Raw genomic sequence first — 19,089 nt, 5'->3', positions numbered from 1 at the left:
TGGCGTCAAAGCAGAGGGATATTCCCGTGTCAGCCATTCTCTCACTGTTACAAAGCCGTCTTCTGCGGCCCGTGTTCGTTACCCTTGGTATCGCCCTATTGGTGCAAGTGCTGGTCGCCGTCGCTCTGACTCGGAGCACAGTCACCGCATTGGAAGCCGATCTTGGAAATCGCTTGGGGGTCGACAGTCAAAAGCTCTCTGGTGAGCTGGAGCAGGCGGGGCGTGAAGTCACGTCGAGTCTGGACAGCTTGTCCACCAGTACCCGTCAGCGCCTTACCGCCGGTTTGTCCTCGCGTCTGAAGGATGAGCAGGCGCAGTTGCGTACGACATTGGAAAAAGACCTGAAGGACTCCGCCAACGACATGGCGCAGCTTCTGGCCTCGGTCGCACCTCGTGCCATGTGGGACAGCGACGTTCCGACCCTGTCTGAATTCGCTCGTCGGGCCCAGCGCAATCCGAACGTGTTGTTTGTGATCTACGACGACGCCACCGGCCAGCATCTGACGCGCTATTTGAACCGCGAGAACCCGATCAACAAGGCGCTGCTGGAGAAGGGCCAGGGCGAGCGGGCATTGGACAAAGTGCTGGATGCGGCGAAGAACGATCCATCGGTCTACTACCTCGAAGCCTCAATCAGCCCCAATGGCGTGGAAATCGGCAAGGTCTTGATGGGTGTCTCCACAGCGTCGGTGGAAGTCGATTTGGCGGCTCTCGACAAGCGCTTCTCGGCGCTGATCGCCAGCAGTGATCAGTTGGTCGGCGATAGCCTCAAAGGCGCCGCGGCGGATAGCGCGGCGGCGATGGGCGCGCGTCTGAAGTCGGCGCAGTCCACGGCTTCGCAAATGCAGGCCAACACCACCAGCACCGTGCAAGAAGCGGCGGGTACTTTGCGCTGGCGCATCGGCATGGGCTTGGCGATTGTAGGTTTCGGCGTGCTGCTGTTGCTGGCTGTGGTGTTGGGTCGTCGAGTGGTCAATCGCCTGAAAATGCTGATTGCGGCCATGGATGACTTGGCGGCGGGCGAGGGTGACCTGACCAAGCGTGTGCAGATCAACAGCAAGGACGAAATCGGCGACATGGCCGCGGCGGTCAATCGCTTCGTGGATAAGTTGCAGCCAATCGTGCGTGAAGCGGGCGACGTGGCCCAGCGCACTGGTGTGGAAATCGGCGCGATGACCCTGCGCAATGCCGGGGCTGATGCGGCGGCCGGCATGCAGCGTGATGAAGTGGCCGAGAGCTTGCGTGCGTTGTCGCAAATGGCTGATGAGGCTCAGACTGAAAGCCATGCGATGCAAGCGGCTTTGCAGCAAGTGGTGGACATCCGTTCGGCGACCGACGAGAACACTCGGACTTCGGCGAAGGTTGGTAGCTTGATCGAAGCGTTGGCTGGGCAAGTCGACACCGGGGCGAAGGTGATCGAGCGTCTGGCGCAGCAAAGTGAACAGATTGAAGTGGTGCTGACGGTGATTCACGGGATCGCCGAGCAAACCAACCTGCTGGCGCTGAACGCGGCCATCGAAGCGGCGCGTGCCGGTGAGACCGGTCGTGGCTTTGCGGTGGTGGCTGACGAAGTGCGGGCGCTGGCGAGCAAGACCCAAAGCTCTACCGGCGACATCCAGGCGCACATCGTGGCCTTGCAGCAAGGTGCGCGTGAGGCGGTGGCGGCAATTGGTCAGGCCGGGCGTCAGGCCAGCGAAGGTTTGTTGGTATTGCGTGACAGTGCGCGGCTGCAGCAGTCGGTGCAGGTGTCGGTTGAGCAGGTGCATGCGGCGATTGGTCTGGCGACCCAGGCCGCGGCGCATCAGGCGCAAGGCGCGCAAGCCGTGCGTGGACGGGTTGAGACCATTCATGCCCAGGCTGAGAAAGCGGCTCAGGCGGTGGTGGAGACCACGGCCAGTGGGAAGGTGCTGGATGGGTTGGCGGCGCAATTGAAGGCGAGCCTTGGGCAGTTCAGGGCTTAAGCCTTTTGTTTGCAGGTCTGACGCTTTCGCGGGCAAGCCTCGCTCCTACAAGGACCATGCGATCCCTTGTAGGAGCGAGGCTTGCCCGCGAAGCTTTTCAGCGGCTCAAATACATCCGCGTCGTCAACAGATAAACCGGCAGCCCCGACACCAAAATCAACAACGCCGCATAAGGCGCCGCCGCCGCAAACTCCACATTCGCGGTATGCGCCCAAACCTCCGTCGCCAGCGTATTCAGCCCGGTCGGACTCAGCAGCAACGTCGCCGTGAGTTCCTTCATCGCATCCAGAAACACCAGCGCAAACGCTGCGCCGAGTGCCGGAAAAATGATCGGCAATGTCACTCGGCAAAACGCGCTGAATGACGACGCACCCAGTGTGCGAGCGGCCTCTTCCAGTTGCGGCGCAGCCTTGTTCAGCGCCGTGCGAATCGGCGCCTGGGCCAGCGGCAGAAACAGCAGCGCATAGGCGATCAGCAACAGCATCGACGTCTGGTACAGCGCCGGCACATAGTGCAGGGCGAAATACACCAGGGTCAGTGCGATCACCAGGCCTGGCAGCGCATGCAGCAGATACGGCAAGCGCTCGGCCCAGATCGCCAGCTGACCTTTGTAACGCACCACCAGCAACCCCACCGGCACCGCCAGCATCAGGCACAGCGCCGCGCCGCCCAGCGATAGTGCCAGGGACGACAGCAACGCTTCACTGATCGCCGCCACCGGGAACGCTGCCGACGAGCCGACTACCAGCCAGTACGCCAGCATTCCCAGCGGAATGCCGCTGCCGATGATCGCCAGCGCCAGGCAGTAAGCCTGTCCCGCGAAGGTCCAAGGACCGAGTCGAACCTGTTCTGCATGCCGCGCCGCGCCCTGGCCGGTGCGTACATGTCGGCCCTTGCCGCGCACGCGCAACTCAAGCCACAGCAACACCAGGCAAAGCGCCAGAAGCACCGCCGAGAGCATCGCGGCATTGGCGTTGCTGAATTCCAGTTCGAACTGTTGATAGATCGCCGTGGTGAACGTCTGCAGGCCAATGATCGACAGCGCGCCGAACTCCACCAGCATGTGCAGCGCGATCAGCAGCGAACCGGCCAGCAAGGAAGGCCAAAGCAGTGGCAGGGTGATTCTGAAAAACACGCCCCAGCGATTCAGCCCCAGGGTGCGGGCGGACTCTTCCAGCGATGGGTCAAGATTGCGCAGCGTCGCCGCCACCGGCAGAAATACCAGCGGATACTTGGACAAGGTCATCACCAGAATCGCCCCGCCCAAGCCTTCGAAATGAGCGCTGAGGGAAACCCAGGTAAAGCTACTGACAAACGCCGGCACCGCAAATGGCAAGCACAGGATCACGCCCCACAGTCGCCGTCCCTTCAGGTTGCTGCGCTCCAGCAGCCAGGCCAGCGACAGGCCGATCACGCCGCAAGCCAGGGTCACGCCAATCATCAGCGACAGGGTGTTGCGCAGCAGGCCAAACACATACGGCCGCCACAGCAGATGCAGCGCTTCGGCCCAGCCTGCCTGCCAGGTTTTGAGACCGACATAGGCTAGCGGCAGCAAGCTGAGCACAACCAGCAATAACACTGGCAGCAGCAGCCAGATCGACGGCCGTTTACGTCGTGGCACGTAACCCCCAGGCGCGGCGGGGGCGGATAGCGATGCGCACATCAGTTCAAGCCAACGTCACGTTCCAGATCCAGAGCTTCTTCGGCATTGCCGAGGTCGGCTGGCGTGACTTTGGGGGCTTCGAGTTCGCTGAACGGTTTGAGCCCACGATCCGATTCCATGCCTTTGTGCAGCGGGTATTCGGCAGTGGTCTGGGTGATCACGCGCTGACCTTCTTCACTGGCCATGTAGGCGAGCAATTGCTGGGCTTCTTTTGGATGTTTGCTGGATTTCAGCACGGCAGCGCTGGAAACGGTGATCAGTCCGCCGACGTCGCCGCCAGTGAAGTAATGCAGTTTCGAGTCGAGCTGGCCTTTTTCGCGCTGCAAGGCGAACCAGTAATAGTTGTTCACCAGCACGGTCGCGACTTCGCCGTTTTCCACAGCTTTGAGGGCGACCATGTTGTTGCTGTAGACCTTGCCGAACGCGCGCAGGCCGGTCAGCCATTCTTCGGCAGCGTCCATGCCGTGGGTCTTGATGATCGCCACGGCTTGTTCCTGGAAGGCGCCGCTGGAAGGCACGAAACCGACCTTGCCTTGCCATTTTGGATCGGAGAATTCCATGACCGATTTCGGCAGGTCTTTTTCATCGACCAGTTTCGGGTTGAAGGCGACCACGCGGACCCGGGCGGTGATGCCGATCCAGGTGCCGTTGCCCGCGACGTAATCTTTCGGCAGGACGGCGAGGGTGGCGGCATCGGACTGAGCCAGCAGGCCTTGTTCGCCGAGCTTGTTCAGTGGCGGCGATTCTTCGGTGTAGATCACATCGGCCGGGGAGCGATCGCCTTCTTCGACGACCTGGCTGGCGAGCTGGTTGCTGCTGCCTTTACGCACATTGACGTGAATCCCGGTCTTGGCTTCAAAGGCTTTGGCGACAGCGTCGCCGACTTCCTTGTGTTGGCCGTTATAGAGCGTCAGGGATACCGGGTCGGCGGCTTGGGTGAGGGGAGTGGCGAGTGCCAGGCCGAGGAGGGTAAAGGTCAGGCCGCGGCGCAGGGTATTTCGAAACATCATTCGCAGGGTTCCTCACTGTCGCATTGCAAAAACTTGCAACAATGATAAACGATATTGCTTCTCAAGTGCGCCTTGCGGGCTGGTAGAGGGTTGGCCGAAGGTGGCTAGTGCGGGCTTTTGTGGCGAGGGGGCTTGCTCCCGTTCGGCTGCGAAGCAGTCGTAAAACCGGATCATAAGGTTTATCGGGAGGGGGAGGGGGCCGCTTCGCACCCCAGCGGGAGCAAGCACCCTCGCCACAAAAAAGCGGTGCCGAAGGATTTTTTCAGGCCAGAAACGCAAAAACCCGCTTTCGCGGGTTTTTGTGAAATCCCAGAGCGAGCTCTGAAATTTGAATTGGTGCCCAGAAGAAGACTCGAACTTCCACGACCTTGCGGTCACCAGCACCTGAAGCTGGCGTGTCTACCAATTTCACCATCTGGGCATAATCTTCAGCGTTGCCGCTGTTGATGTGGCGCACTATACGGAGAGCTTTTTGATCTGTAAACCCCTGATTTGGTTTTAATAAATCAGAAGCTCAGAATGCAAAAAACCCGCTTTCGCGGGTTTTTGTGTGAGCCTTGAAATTGATCTAATCTCAAGCTCTAAATTGGTGCCCAGAAGAAGACTCGAACTTCCACGACCTTGCGGTCACCAGCACCTGAAGCTGGCGTGTCTACCAATTTCACCATCTGGGCAGTATCGGCAACGCTAGTGCGTCGTCGATGGCGCGCACTATACGGAGCGTCTTTTTAACTGTAAACCCCTGTCATCAAAAAAACTTGGAATATTTCACCAGTGGCATTTAAATCAGCTTCGCGGTGTCGATAAAGGGCTTTAGATGGGCTGTCATAGCCTGAAATTTCCCGTTTCATTACGCCTATGCCAAACTAACCCGCATATAGACAAGGTGAAAACTCTCTAATGGCCGATTGGCAGTCCCTCGATCCCGAGGCCGCTCGTGAAGCGGAAAAATATGAAAACCCTATTCCTAGCCGCGAACTGATCCTTCAGCACCTTGCTGATCGAGGTTCGCCTGCTAACCGCGAGCAGCTGGTCGAAGAGTTTGGTCTGACCACAGAAGACCAGCTCGAAGCCCTGCGCCGCCGCCTGCGCGCCATGGAGCGCGACGCTCAACTCATCTATACCCGTCGCGGCACTTATGCGCCGGTGGACAAGCTCGACCTGATCCTGGGCCGCATCAGCGGTCACCGTGACGGCTTCGGCTTCCTGGTCCCGGACGACGGCAGTGACGACCTGTTCATGAGCCCGGCGCAAATGCGCCTGGTATTCGACGGCGACCGTGCCCTGGCCCGTGTTTCCGGCCTGGACCGTCGCGGTCGCCGCGAAGGCATGATCGTCGAAGTCGTCTCCCGTGCTCACGAGACCATCGTCGGTCGTTACTTCGAAGAGGGCGGTATCGGCTTCGTGGTCGCGGATAACCCGAAGATCCAGCAAGAAGTGCTGGTTACCCCGGGCCGCAACGCCAACGCCCAGATCGGTCAATTCGTTGAAGTGAAGATCACTCACTGGCCGACACCACGCTTCCAGCCGCAAGGCGATGTGGTTGAAGTTGTGGGTAACTACATGGCGCCGGGCATGGAAATCGACGTCGCCCTGCGCGCGTACGATATCCCGCACGTATGGCCTGAGGCGGTGTTGAAAGAAGCCGCCAAGCTCAAGCCGGAAGTCGAAGAGAAAGACAAAGAGAAGCGCATCGACCTGCGCCATCTGCCGTTCGTAACCATCGACGGTGAAGATGCGCGCGACTTCGATGACGCGGTTTACTGCGAATCCAAGCCAGGCAAGCTGCGCCTGTTCTCCGGTGGCTGGAAGTTGTACGTGGCGATTGCCGACGTCTCCAGCTACGTGAAAATCGGTTCGGCGCTGGACAACGAATCCCAGGTTCGTGGCAACTCGGTGTACTTCCCCGAGCGCGTCGTGCCGATGCTGCCAGAGCAACTATCCAACGGCCTGTGCTCGCTGAACCCGCACGTCGATCGCCTGGCCATGGTTTGCGAGATGACCATCTCCAAATCCGGCGAGATGACCGACTACTGCTTCTACGAAGCGGTGATCCACTCCCACGCTCGCCTGACTTACAACAAAGTCAGCGCGATGCTCGAAACGCCGAAACTCACCGAAGCGCGTCAGCTTCGCGGCGAGTACACCGACGTTCTGCCACACCTGAAGCAGCTTTACGCACTGTACAAAGTGCTGCTGGGTGCTCGTCACGTACGTGGTGCGATTGATTTCGAAACCCAGGAAACCCGGATCATCTTCGGCACCGAGCGCAAGATTGCTGAAATCCGTCCGACCGTGCGTAACGATGCGCACAAACTGATCGAGGAGTGCATGCTGGCGGCCAACGTGGCCACGGCTGAATTCCTGAAGAAACACGAAATTCCTGCGCTGTATCGCGTGCACAACGGTCCGCCACCGGAGCGTCTGGAAAAACTGCGCGCCTTCCTTGGCGAGCTCGGCCTGTCCCTGCACAAAGGCAAGGATGGCCCGTCGCCGAAGGATTACCAGGCATTGCTGGCGAGCATCAAGGACCGTCCGGATTTCCACCTGATCCAGACCGTCATGCTGCGCTCGTTGAGCCAAGCGGTTTATAGCGCTGATAACCAGGGCCACTTCGGCCTGAATTACGAAGCCTATACCCACTTCACCTCGCCGATCCGCCGCTACCCGGACTTGCTCACTCACCGGGCGATTCGCAGCGTCATCCATTCGAAAATGGACACCCCGCACGTTCGCCGTGCTGGCGCGATGAGCATTCCGAAAGCGCGCATCTATCCGTACGACGAAGCGACCCTGGAGCAGCTCGGCGAGCAGTGCTCGATGAGTGAACGCCGTGCCGACGAAGCGACCCGTGACGTTGTGAACTGGCTCAAGTGCGAGTTCATGAAAGATCGCGTGGGCGAGTCGTTCCCGGGTGTGATCACCGCCGTGACCGGTTTCGGCCTGTTCGTCGAGCTGACCGACATCTACGTCGAAGGCCTGGTGCACGTCACCGCGCTGCCGGGCGATTACTACCACTTCGATCCTGTGCACCACCGTCTCGCCGGTGAGCGTACCGGTCGTAGCTTCCGCCTGGGTGACACTGTTGAAGTGCGCGTGATGCGCGTTGACCTCGACGAACGCAAGATCGACTTCGAGATGGCTGAAAAGACCATCAGCGCGCCGATCGGTCGCAAGAAGCGCGGTACTGAAGCCACCGCACCTGCTGCCTCTGCTGCAAAAACAGCTGCAGAACCGGCTCCGGCGAAAACCGGTCGTCGTCCTGCCAAGGAAAAGGCTCCAGAAGCCTATCGCCCAAGCGATGCGGCGGCGAAAAACGCCGAGCTGCGCAAAAGCCGTGAAATGAAGCAGGCGTTGCTGTCTGAAGCGAAAAGCGGCGGTAAAGCGGCGTCTGGGGGAAAGACCGGACGGTCGGCGCCTGAAAAGGCTCCCGGCGGCAAGCCAGCGAAACCGAGTAAACACCGTAAAGGCCCGCCAAAAGCGGGTTCGGCTCCAGCTGCCAAAAGCGGCGGGGCGCGTAAACCTAAGGCCAAGTCATGAGTCAGTTGGAAAAAATCTACGGCGTGCATGCGGTAGAAGCGTTGCTGCGTCACCACCCAAAACGCGTCAAGCAGATCTGGCTGGCTGAAGGCCGCAGCGAACCGCGTGTACAGGCGCTGATCGCGCTGGCGAATGAAAATCGCGTGCCTGTCGGCAACGCCGAGCGTCGTGAGCTCGACGCCTGGGTTGATGGCGTGCACCAGGGTGTGGTGGCGGACGTGAGTCCGAGCCAGGTCTGGGGCGAAGCGATGCTCGACGAGCTGCTCGATCGCAGCGAAGGCGCACCGTTGTTGCTGGTGCTCGACGGCGTGACCGACCCGCACAACCTCGGCGCTTGCCTGCGTTCGGCCGATGCGGCCGGTGCGCTGGCGGTGATCGTGCCGAAGGACAAGTCAGCTACCTTGACCCCAACGGTCCGTAAAGTGGCCTGCGGCGCGGCGGAAGTGATTCCGTTGGTGGCGGTGACCAACCTGGCGCGTACCCTGGAAAAACTCAAGCAGCGCGGCTTGTGGGTTGTCGGCACGGCGGGCGAGGCTGAGCAGAGTCTGTATCAGCAAGACATGACCGGCCCGACCATCCTGATCATGGGTGCTGAAGGCAGCGGCATGCGTCGCCTGACTCGCGATCTTTGCGACTACCTGGTGCACTTGCCGATGACCGGCAGCGTCAGCAGTCTCAACGTTTCCGTAGCGACCGGCGTGTGCCTGTTCGAGGCTCAGCGTCAGCGCAGTGTCAAAGCAGCCGGGACCGGCAAAAAGTCCTAAGCCAAGTTGTAATCCCTGTGGGAGCGAGCTTGCTTGCGATAACGGCGTAACATTCAGCATAAATATTGAATGTTGTGCCCTCATCGCGAGCAAGCTCGCTCCCACAGTGGTTTGTGGCGAGGCAAAAATCGGTGTGCGGACGAACTGTTCAAATAATCACCAATTGCCTTGCACCTCTTCTGTCCCTTCTCTACAATTGCGCCCCTTGCTGTGACGGCAGGCACGCATGTGTCTATCGCCGGCAAGTCCATAAGTGTCATTCACTCCTTGTCTGACCGTTTTTGAACGGCAGGCTACAACCCGTAAGGAGCATTCATGCGTCATTACGAAATCATCTTTTTGGTCCACCCGGATCAAAGCGAGCAAGTCGGCGGCATGGTAGAGCGTTACACCAAGCTGATCGAAGAAGACGGCGGCAAAATCCACCGTCTGGAAGATTGGGGCCGTCGTCAACTGGCCTACGCAATCAACAATGTTCACAAGGCTCACTACGTGATGCTGAACGTTGAATGCACTGGCAAGGCCCTGGCCGAGCTGGAAGACAACTTCCGCTACAACGATGCAGTGATCCGTAACCTGGTCATCCGTCGCGAAGAAGCCGTTACTGGCCAATCCGAGATGCTCAAGGCTGAAGAAAACCGCAGTGAGCGCCGTGAGCGTCGCGACCGTCCTGAGCACTCCGACGCTGAAGGCGTTGACAGTGATGACAGCGACAACAGCGATAACGCTGACGAGTAATCCACGGACCTTTTGAGGAGCCTATTACATGGCACGTTTCTTCCGTCGTCGTAAATTCTGCCGCTTCACCGCTGAAGACGTGAAAGAGATCGATTACAAAGATCTCAACACCCTGAAAGCATACGTATCCGAGACCGGCAAAATTGTTCCAAGCCGTATCACCGGTACCAAAGCTCGTTATCAGCGTCAGCTGGCCACCGCTATCAAGCGCGCCCGCTTCCTGGCCCTGCTGGCCTACACCGACAGCCACGGCCGCTGAGACCGGGCAGTCGACACGTAGCAAAGGATTGAATGCATGCGCGCCATAGCTGAGTTCATCATGCGCGGCCGTATGCAGGCCACTCTGGTAGTGGCCGGATGCGCAACGTTGCCGTTGTTGTATTGGTTGGGTGCTGCCGCGGGATGCCTTGTGCTCCTGCGGCGCGGATTGAAGGACGCCATTGGCGTACTTGCTCTGGGATTGCTGCCGGCATTGGTCTGGTGGCTTTACTCCGACGACCCACGGGCACTTCTGGTGCTGCTGGGGTCTTGGAGCCTTGCGTTGGTTTTGCGCGCAAGTGAGTCCTGGAACCGCGTGCTGCTGGTCAGCATAGCGATGGGAGTGGTGTTTTCGGTGGTGCTGGGGACAGCTTTTGCTCCCCAAATCGAGATGCTGGCGCAGGCCTTGATAAAGGTCATGCCGTCGCTACTCGGTGATGTCTACCAGAAGTTGTCGGTAGACGAGCAAGCGCGTTTCGCGTCCCTGATTGCACCGGTCCTGACCGGCCTGATTGCGGCCTTGTTGCAAATCGTCAGTGTGCTGAGCCTGCTTGTCGGGCGCTACTGGCAGGCGTTGTTGTACAACCCGGGTGGTTTTGGTCGCGAGTTTCGCGCCATCCGATTCCCGCTGGGGCTGGCGATGTTACTGCTGGCGTTCATGCTGCTGGGGCCGAACTTCGGTTCTCAGTTGGCGATGTTGACGCCGTTGTGCAGTGTACCGCTGGTGTTCGCCGGGCTGGCCCTGATTCACGGGCTGGTGGCGCAAAAGCGACTGGCCAGGTTCTGGCTGGTGGGGTTGTACGTGACGCTGTTGCTGTTTATGCAACTGATCTATCCGTTGCTGGTGGTCTTGGCCATCGTCGACAGCCTGATTGATTTTCGCGGTCGTCTGGCGCCGAAAGACGCCGATAACGCGAACGGTGAAGGTTAAAAGTTAAGAGGATTTTCACATGCAACTGATCCTTCTGGAAAAAGTCACCAACCTGGGCAACCTGGGTGACAAAGTGAACGTTAAGGCTGGTTACGGTCGTAACTACCTGCTGCCTTACGGCAAAGCTACCGCTGCGACCGCTGCCAACGTGGCTGCGTTCGAAGAGCGTCGCGCTGAGCTGGAAAAAGCCGCAGCAGACCGTAAAACTTCGGCTGAAAACCGCGCCGCCCAACTGGCTGAGCTGGAAGTGACTATCACTGCCACCGCTGGTGACGAAGGCAAGCTGTTCGGTTCGATCGGTACTCACGACATCGCTGATGCACTGACCGCCTCTGGCGTTGAAGTTGCAAAAAGCGAAGTTCGTCTGCCGAACGGCACCATCCGCAACGTAGGCGAATTCGACGTAGCCGTGCACCTGCACGCTGAAGTTGAAGCCACCGTACGCGTTGTCGTGGTAGCAGCTTAAGCAACACTGATCGGCTGGCGGCTTGTCCGTCAGACGGTTAACATCGGGCACGATCCTGTTTACAGGTCGTGCCCTTTGTCTTTCTGCAGTTCCTGATTTTCAAAATACTAATTCAAGTGGCCATGAACGATATCTCCGCTCCCGAGCAATATGATCTGCAAACCGCTTCCCTGAAGGTGCCGCCGCACTCCATCGAGGCCGAACAGGCTGTGCTCGGTGGGTTGATGCTGGACAACAATGCCTGGGAACGCGTGCTCGATCAGGTCTCGGATGGCGATTTCTATCGGCATGACCACCGCCTGATCTTCCGTGCGATCGCCAAACTGGCGGACCAAAACTCGCCCATCGACGTCGTGACCCTGGCCGAGCAATTGGACAAGGAAGGTCAGACCTCGCAAGTCGGTGGCCTCGGTTACCTCGGTGAACTGGCGAAAAACACGCCATCCGTCGCTAACATCAAGGCGTATGCCCAGATTGTCCGTGCACGGGCGACCTTGCGCCAACTGATCGGCATTGCCTCCGAAATTGCCGACAGCGCCTTCAACCCCGAAGGCCGCACGGCAGAAGAGATTCTCGACGAAGCCGAACGACAGATCTTCCAGATCGCTGAGGCCCGGCCAAAAACCGGCGGCCCGGTGAGTGTGAATGACCTGCTGACCAAGGCCATCGACCGCATCGACACCTTGTTTAACACCGACAACGCCATTACCGGCCTGTCGACCGGTTACACCGACCTCGACGGGATGACCAGCGGCCTGCAGCCGTCTGACCTGATCATCGTCGCCGGCCGTCCATCGATGGGTAAAACCACCTTTGCGATGAACCTGGTGGAAAACGCCGTGTTGCGCAGCGACAAGTGCGTACTGGTTTACTCGCTAGAGATGCCAGGCGAATCGCTGATCATGCGTATGTTGTCGTCCCTGGGCCGTATCGACCAGACCAAAGTCCGGGCCGGCCGCCTGGAAGACGACGATTGGCCGCGCCTGACTTCGGCGGTCAACCTGCTCAATGACCGCAAGCTGTTCATCGATGATACCGCTGGTATCAGCCCGTCGGAGATGCGTGCGCGGACTCGACGCCTGGTGCGTGAGCACGGCGATGTCGCTCTGATCATGATCGACTACCTGCAACTGATGCAGATCCCGGGTTCAAGCGGCGACAACCGGACCAACGAGATTTCCGAAATCTCCCGTTCCTTGAAGGCCCTGGCCAAGGAATTCAACTGCCCGGTGGTGGCGCTGTCCCAGCTCAACCGCTCCCTGGAGCAACGGCCGAACAAACGCCCGATCAACTCCGACTTGCGGGAATCCGGAGCGATCGAGCAGGATGCTGACGTCATCATGTTCGTATACCGGGACGAGGTGTACCACCCGGAAACCGAGCACAAGGGCATCGCCGAGATCATCATCGGCAAGCAGCGGAACGGTCCGATCGGCACGTCGCGACTGGCGTTCATCGGTAAGTACACGCGCTTCGAAAACCTTGCGCCGGGCAGCTACAACTTCGACGACGAGTAACCCAGCAGAAAACTGTGGCGAGGGAGCTTGCTCCCGCTCGACTGCGCAGCAGTCGCAAAGCCTGAGAATGCGGTCTATCCGAAAAAATCAGTTGCAGGTTTTGGGGCTGCTTCGCAGCCCGGTGGGAGCAAGCTCCCTAGCCACAGGGGCTGTGCGGGGTCTCAGGCTCTTCGAGCAAATCAGGCTTCACCAATTTCCGACCATAGCCGTCGGAATTGGTTATTTTTTGTGCTATATTCCGCGCCCGCGAAATTCAATGAAAGCCAACACCGGTTATCGACATGATGCAAGCAGCCAAGCCGTTATTTGACTATCCCAAGTACTGGGCCGAATGTTTCGGGCCAGCGCCATTCCTGCCCATGAGCAGGGAGGAGATGGATCAGCTCGGCTGGGATTCCTGCGACATCATCATCGTCACCGGTGATGCGTACGTTGACCATCCGTCGTTCGGCATGGCGATCATCGGCCGGCTGCTGGAGTCCCAGGGCTTCCGCGTCGGGATCATTGCCCAGCCGAACTGGCAGTCCAAAGACGACTTCATGAAGCTCGGTGAGCCGAACCTGTTCTTCGGTGTCGCGGCCGGCAACATGGACTCGATGATCAACCGCTACACCGCCGACAAGAAAGTCCGTTCCGATGACGCCTACACCCCCGGTGGCATGGCGGGCAAACGTCCGGACCGCGCGAGCCTGGTCTACAGCCAGCGCTGTAAAGAAGCCTACAAAAACGTGCCGATCGTCCTCGGTGGCATCGAAGCTTCCCTGCGCCGCATCGCTCATTACGATTACTGGCAGGACCGGGTACGTAACTCGATCCTGATCGACGCCTGCGCCGACATCCTGCTCTACGGCAACGCCGAGCGTGCGATTGTCGAAGTCGCCCAGCGTCTGTCCTACGGTCACAAGATCGAAGACATTACCGACGTGCGCGGCACCGCGTTCATCCGTCGCGATACGCCGAAAGACTGGTACGAAGTCGATTCCACGCGTATCGACCGTCCGGGTAAGGTCGACAAGATCATCAACCCGTACGTGAACACCCAGGACACCCAGGCCTGCGCCATCGAGCAGGAAAAGGGTCCGGTTGAAGACCCGGAAGAAGCCAAGGTCGTGCAGATCCTGGCCAGCCCGAAGATGACTCGCGATAAAACCGTGATTCGTCTGCCATCGGTTGAGAAGGTTCGTGGTGATGCGGTTCTCTACGCTCACGCCAACCGCGTGCTTCACCTGGAAACCAACCCGGGCAACGCCCGCGCGCTGGTACAGAAGCATGGCGAAGTCGACGTCTGGTTCAACCCGCCGCCGATTCCGATGACCACCGAAGAAATGGACTACGTGTTCGGCATGCCTTACGCACGGATTCCGCACCCGGCGTACGGCAAGGAAAAAATTCCGGCCTACGACATGATCCGCTTCTCGGTGAACATCATGCGTGGCTGCTTCGGTGGCTGCACCTTCTGCTCGATCACCGAGCACGAAGGCCGGATCATCCAGAACCGTTCCGAAGAGTCGATCATTCGCGAAATCGAAGAGATCCGCGACAAGGTCCCAGGCTTCACCGGCGTCATTTCCGACCTCGGCGGCCCGACCGCGAACATGTACCGCATCGCCTGCAAGACCCCGGAAATCGAATCCGCGTGCCGCAAGCCATCGTGCGTGTTCCCTGGCATTTGCCCGAACCTGAACACCGACCACTCGTCGTTGATCCAGCTGTATCGCAGCGCCCGTGCCTTGCCGGGTGTGAAGAAGATCCTGATCGCTTCCGGCTTGCGCTACGACCTCGCGGTCGAGTCGCCGGAATACGTCAAGGAGTTGGTGACTCACCACGTGGGTGGTTACCTGAAGATCGCCCCGGAACACACCGAGGAAGGTCCGCTCAACCAGATGATGAAGCCGGGCATTGGCAGCTATGACAAGTTCAAGCGCATGTTCGAGAAGTACTCCAAGGAAGCCGGGAAAGAGCAGTACCTGATTCCGTACTTCATCGCCGCCCACCCGGGCACCACCGACGAAGACATGATGAACCTGGCCTTGTGGCTCAAGGGCAACGGCTTCCGCGCCGACCAGGTGCAGGCGTTCTACCCGTCGCCGATGGCTACCGCCACCGCGATGTACCACTCGGGCAAGAACCCGCTGCGTAAGGTCACTTACAAGAGCGACGCCGTGACCATCGTCAAGAGCGAAGAGCAGCGTCGTCTGCACAAGGCGTTCTTGCGTTATCACGACCCGAAAGGCTGGCCGATGCTGCGTGAAGCGCTGACCCGCATGGGCCGCGCCGACCTGATCGGGCCGGGAAAAACCCAGCTGATTCCGTTGCATCAACCGGCCACCGACAGCTACCAGAGCGCCCGTCGCAAGAACTCGACACCGGCTGGCAGCCATAAAGTGGCAGCAACTGAAAAGACCACCAAGATCCTCACTCAGCACACCGGCCTGCCGCCGCGTGCCAGCGATGGTGGTAACTCGTGGGACAAGCGTGAACAGGCCAAGGCTGCGGCGTTCGCCCGCAACCAGCAAGCCGCCAAGGACCGCAAGGACGCGGCCAAAGGCAAAGGGCCAAAGCCTGCGCGCAAGCCGGTTGTACCGCGCTAAGCCTCGCTTGAGCTGACAACAGAACGCCAACCTTCGGGTTGGCGTTTTGCGTTCCAAGGGGTGACTAATCATTGTGGCGAGGGAGCTTGCTCCCGTTCGGCTGCGAAGCAGTCGTCTACTTTCAGAGCCGCTGCGCGCCCCAGCGGGAGCAAGCTCCCTCGCCACAAAAGCTATCAGCCATACTCCTGTGCCACATTTACGTGCAATCCCCTCCAACCAATTTCCCGCATTGCCCGATTTTGGTGCTGTACTGCCCTAAGCAAATCTGTGAAAGCGCCAGCGCTGCTGGGTGGCATAAGTCTTGCGCGCTTTCGAATACGCTTTAGGCTCGCAGGAGGCACGCCGTGTCGATTCATGTCGCATTGCATCACGTCACACATTACCGCTACGACCGCGCCGTCGAGCTCGGTCCGCAGATCGTTCGCCTGCGCCCGGCGGCCCACAGTCGCACGCGGATTTTGTCCTATGCGCTGAAAGTCTCGCCCGAGCAGCACTTCATCAACTGGCAACAGGACCCCCAGGGCAATTACCTGGCGCGTCTGGTGTTTCCGGAGAAAACCGATGAGCTGCGGATCGAAGTCGACCTGTTGGCGGAAATGGCGGTGTTCAATCCGTTCGATTTTTTCCTTGAGCCCTACGCGGAAAAGATCCCGTTCACTTACGCCGCCGATGAGCGTAAAGAACTGGCGCCGTACCTGGAAACCTTGCCCCTGACGCCGAAGTTCAAGGCCTATCTGGACGGTATCGACCGCACGCCGCTGCCCAGCGTGGATTTCCTGGTGGCGCTCAACCAGCGTCTGAGCGAAGACATCGGTTACCTGATCCGCATGGAGCCCGGCGTCCAAACCCCCGAGCACACCCTCGAACACGCCTCTGGCTCCTGCCGCGATTCAGCGTGGCTGCTGGTGCAATTGCTGCGCAATCTCGGGCTGGCGACGCGTTTTGTCTCTGGCTATCTGATCCAGCTGACCGCCGACGTCAAAAGCCTCGACGGCCCGTCCGGCACGGACGTGGATTTCACCGACCTGCACGCCTGGTGCGAGGTCTATTTGCCCGGCGCCGGCTGGATTGGCCTGGACGCGACCTCAGGGCTGTTTGCCGGGGAAGGACACATTCCGTTGGCGTGTAGTCCCGATCCGGGCTCTGCGGCACCGATCAGTGGCTTGGTGGAACCGTGCGAGTGCGAATTTACCCACGAAATGTCCGTGGAGCGGATTTGGGAAGCGCCGCGGGTAACAAAACCCTACACCGAAGACCAATGGCTGGCGATCCAGGCGCTGGGCCGGCAGATCGATGCTGATCTGCTGGAGGGCGACGTACGCCTGACCATGGGCGGCGAGCCGACCTTCGTGTCCATCGATGATCCGGACGGCGCCGAGTGGAACACCGCAGCGCTCGGGCCGGACAAGCGTCGCCTCTCCGCCGAATTGTTCCAGCGGATGCGCAAACATTACGCGCCAAAAGGCCTGGTGCATTTCGGCCAGGGCAAGTGGTATCCCGGCGAACAACTGCCGCGCTGGTCGCTTAACTGCTACTGGCGCCGGGATGGCGTGCCGATCTGGCACAACAGCGCACTGATCGCCGATGAGCAGGAAGACTACGGCGCAGATGGCGAACTGGCCGGGCGTTTTCTGGCGAGTGTCGCCGAACGCCTGAAAATTCCGACACGTTTTGTGTTTCCAGCCTACGAAGACAATTTCTATTACCTCTGGCGAGAAGGCACTTTGCCGCAGAACGTCAGCGCCGAAGACTCGCGTCTGGAAGAACCTTTGGAGCGTGCGCGACTGCGCAAAGTCTTCAGCCAGGGGCTGGACAAGGTCATCGGCCAGGTCCTGCCGCTGGCGCGCACCGCCAAGGGCGATCAATGGCAAAGCGGTCGCTGGTACCTGCGCGAACAACATTGCCGGCTCGTGCCGGGGGATTCGCCGCTGGGTTATCGCTTACCGCTCGGTTCACAGCCTTGGGTGAAAGCGGCGGAGTATCCGTTTATCCATCCCAATGATCCGAACCAGGAATTCCCGATACTTCCCGACACCGTCGCATTGAACAGTCCGGGCGTGCCGGCCGAAGCGGTTGAGCGTGAACCGAAAGTCGACGAATCTGCCGACTGGCTGACCCGCACCGCATTCTGCGCCGAGGCTCGAGAAGGGCGGTTGTACCTGTTTATGCCGCCATTGGAACGGGTCGAGGATTATCTGGAGCTGGTTACCGCCATCGAGGCTACCGCTCAGGAGTTGCATTGCCCGGTATTACTGGAAGGCTATGAACCGCCAAGCGATCCGCGCCTGAGCAACTTCCGCATCACCCCGGATCCGGGCGTGATCGAAGTCAACGTGCAGCCATCCGCGACTTGGGACGAACTGGTGGAGCGCACCGAGTTCCTGTACGAAGAAGCGCGCCAGACCCGGTTGACCACCGAGAAATTCATGATCGACGGTCGGCACACCGGCACCGGCGGCGGTAACCATTTGGTACTCGGTGGCGCGACCCCAGCGGACTCACCGTTCCTGCGCCGTCCCGACCTGCTGCGCAGCCTGATCAGCTACTGGCATAACCACCCGTCCTTGTCCTACCTGTTTTCCGGATTATTCATCGGTCCTACGTCCCAGGCGCCACGGGTGGACGAAGCGCGTAACGACGCGTTGTACGAACTGGAAATCGCCTTCGCCCAAATGCCGAAGCCGGGAGAGGAATGCGCGCCGTGGCTGGTGGATCGCTTGCTGCGTAACCTGTTGATCGACGTCACCGGCAACACCCACCGCGCCGAGTTCTGTATCGACAAACTCTATTCGCCGGACGGCGCCACCGGGCGTCTCGGATTGCTGGAATTGCGTGCCTTTGAAATGCCGCCTCACGCACGCATGAGCCTGGCTCAGCAGTTATTGCTGCGGGCGCTGGTGGCGCGGTTCTGGCGCGAACCTTATGCACCGCCGAAACTGGCGCGCTGGGGCACCGAGCTGCACGATCGCTTCCTGTTGCCGCACTTTATCGAGCAGGATTTCGCCGATGTCATCGTCGACCTGAATGCGGCGGGTTATCCGGTGCGGGCCGAGTGGTTTGCCGCGCACCTGGAATTCCGCTTTCCGAAGGTCGGCGATTACGCCGTCAGTGGCATCGAACTGGTAGTGCGTCAGGCGCTGGAGCCTTGGCATGTACTGGGCGAGGAGGGCGCGGTCGGTGGCACGGTGCGTTATGTGGATTCGTCGCTGGAGCGCTTGCAGGTCAAGCTCACCGGCCTGGCGCCACAGCGTTATCTGCTGACGTGCAATGGCATCCCGGTGCCGTTGCAACCCACCGGGCGAGTCGGCGAGTTCGTCGCAGGCGTGCGCTTCCGTGCCTGGCAACCGTCCAACTGCCTGCAACCGACAATCCCGGTCCACGCGCCGCTGGTGTTCGACTTGCTCGATACCTGGATGGAGCGATCGCTGGGTGGTTGTCAGTACCACGTCGCCCATCCGGGCGGGCGTAACTACGACAGTCTGCCGGTGAATGCCAATGAGGCCGAGAGCCGAAGGATGGCTCGATTCTTCCGAGTCGGACACACCCCAGGGAAACTTCCTATACCGAACGTGACGATTAATGACGAGTTGCCGATGACACTCGATTTGCGACGTTTCTAAGCCCTACGCGACGCTCGGATTTTTCGTATA

Annotated in this window: 12 protein-coding genes and 2 tRNA genes; 10 read left to right on the top strand and 4 right to left on the bottom strand. The window is 59.7% G+C overall.

The annotated features are described in order from the left end of the window. Positions 1–26: 26 nt before the first annotated feature. On the top strand, positions 27–1,961 hold the full coding sequence (locus AC1MEW_RS00315) for a methyl-accepting chemotaxis protein (protein ID WP_480425121.1): 1,935 nt from the start codon (positions 27–29) through the stop codon (positions 1,959–1,961). Positions 1,962–2,058: 97 nt separating this feature from the next. On the opposite strand, the gene AC1MEW_RS00310 is transcribed toward AC1MEW_RS00315, so the two are convergent. The 4 genes from AC1MEW_RS00310 to AC1MEW_RS00295 form a co-directional block, all read right to left on the bottom strand. Then, entirely contained in the window at positions 2,059–3,624 is a 1,566-nt protein-coding gene (locus tag AC1MEW_RS00310; protein ID WP_480425119.1) for an ABC transporter permease, read from the bottom strand. Beyond that, complete coding sequence (locus AC1MEW_RS00305; protein ID WP_480425117.1) at positions 3,624–4,634, bottom strand: extracellular solute-binding protein; 1,011 nt, start codon at positions 4,632–4,634, stop codon at positions 3,624–3,626. The genes AC1MEW_RS00310 and AC1MEW_RS00305 overlap by 1 nt, the downstream gene beginning before the upstream one ends. Positions 4,635–4,968: 334 nt before the next feature. Then, positions 4,969–5,055: transfer RNA gene (locus AC1MEW_RS00300), tRNA-Leu, on the bottom strand. 166 nt (positions 5,056–5,221) lie between these two features. Then, positions 5,222–5,308 (bottom strand) — tRNA-Leu (locus AC1MEW_RS00295). A 226-nt stretch (positions 5,309–5,534) separates the two neighbouring features. On the opposite strand from AC1MEW_RS00295, the gene rnr reads away from it, so the two are divergent. The 9 genes from rnr to AC1MEW_RS00250 all read left to right on the top strand — a co-directional run bounded on the left by rnr (position 5,535) and on the right by AC1MEW_RS00250 (position 19,059). Beyond that, entirely contained in the window at positions 5,535–8,174 is a 2,640-nt protein-coding gene (rnr, locus tag AC1MEW_RS00290) for a ribonuclease R (RefSeq protein ID WP_480425116.1), read from the top strand. Next, positions 8,171–8,938, top strand: coding sequence for a 23S rRNA (guanosine(2251)-2'-O)-methyltransferase RlmB (gene rlmB, locus AC1MEW_RS00285; protein WP_201200145.1), 768 nt, complete (start codon positions 8,171–8,173; stop codon positions 8,936–8,938). The genes rnr and rlmB overlap by 4 nt, the downstream gene beginning before the upstream one ends. 315 nt (positions 8,939–9,253) lie before the next feature. Then, positions 9,254–9,676, top strand: a complete 423-nt coding sequence (rpsF, locus tag AC1MEW_RS00280) for a 30S ribosomal protein S6 (protein WP_007939579.1) — start codon at positions 9,254–9,256, stop codon at positions 9,674–9,676. A gap of 28 nt (positions 9,677–9,704) precedes the next feature. After that, positions 9,705–9,935 carry a 30S ribosomal protein S18 gene (gene rpsR / locus AC1MEW_RS00275; protein WP_002551829.1) on the top strand — a complete coding sequence of 77 codons (231 nt, stop codon included), beginning with the start codon at positions 9,705–9,707 and terminating at the stop codon, positions 9,933–9,935. Positions 9,936–9,971: 36 nt separating this feature from the next. Next, a complete protein-coding gene (locus AC1MEW_RS00270; RefSeq protein ID WP_201200147.1) occupies positions 9,972–10,865 on the top strand; it encodes a YybS family protein in 894 nt (297 codons plus the stop codon). Positions 10,866–10,884: 19 nt separating this feature from the next. After that, positions 10,885–11,331 carry a 50S ribosomal protein L9 gene (gene rplI / locus AC1MEW_RS00265; RefSeq protein ID WP_054044100.1) on the top strand — a complete coding sequence of 149 codons (447 nt, stop codon included), beginning with the start codon at positions 10,885–10,887 and terminating at the stop codon, positions 11,329–11,331. Between the two features lie 122 nt (positions 11,332–11,453). Beyond that, positions 11,454–12,848 (top strand): replicative DNA helicase, encoded by a 1,395-nt coding sequence (dnaB, locus tag AC1MEW_RS00260; protein WP_201189496.1) that lies wholly within the window; start codon positions 11,454–11,456, stop codon positions 12,846–12,848. Between the two features lie 284 nt (positions 12,849–13,132). After that, positions 13,133–15,439, top strand: a complete 2,307-nt coding sequence (locus tag AC1MEW_RS00255; RefSeq protein WP_201205112.1) for a YgiQ family radical SAM protein — start codon at positions 13,133–13,135, stop codon at positions 15,437–15,439. Positions 15,440–15,783: 344 nt separating this feature from the next. Continuing rightward, the gene (locus tag AC1MEW_RS00250; RefSeq protein WP_480425114.1) at positions 15,784–19,059 is read left to right on the top strand and encodes a transglutaminase family protein; all 3,276 of its coding nucleotides are present in this window, start codon (positions 15,784–15,786) and stop codon (positions 19,057–19,059) included. Positions 19,060–19,089: the final 30 nt, after the last annotated feature.

The organism is Pseudomonas sp. ASL4, assembly GCF_056680395.1.
The sequence above is the reverse complement of the archived record's forward strand: the minus strand, read 5'-3'. Positions and strand labels throughout refer to the sequence as shown.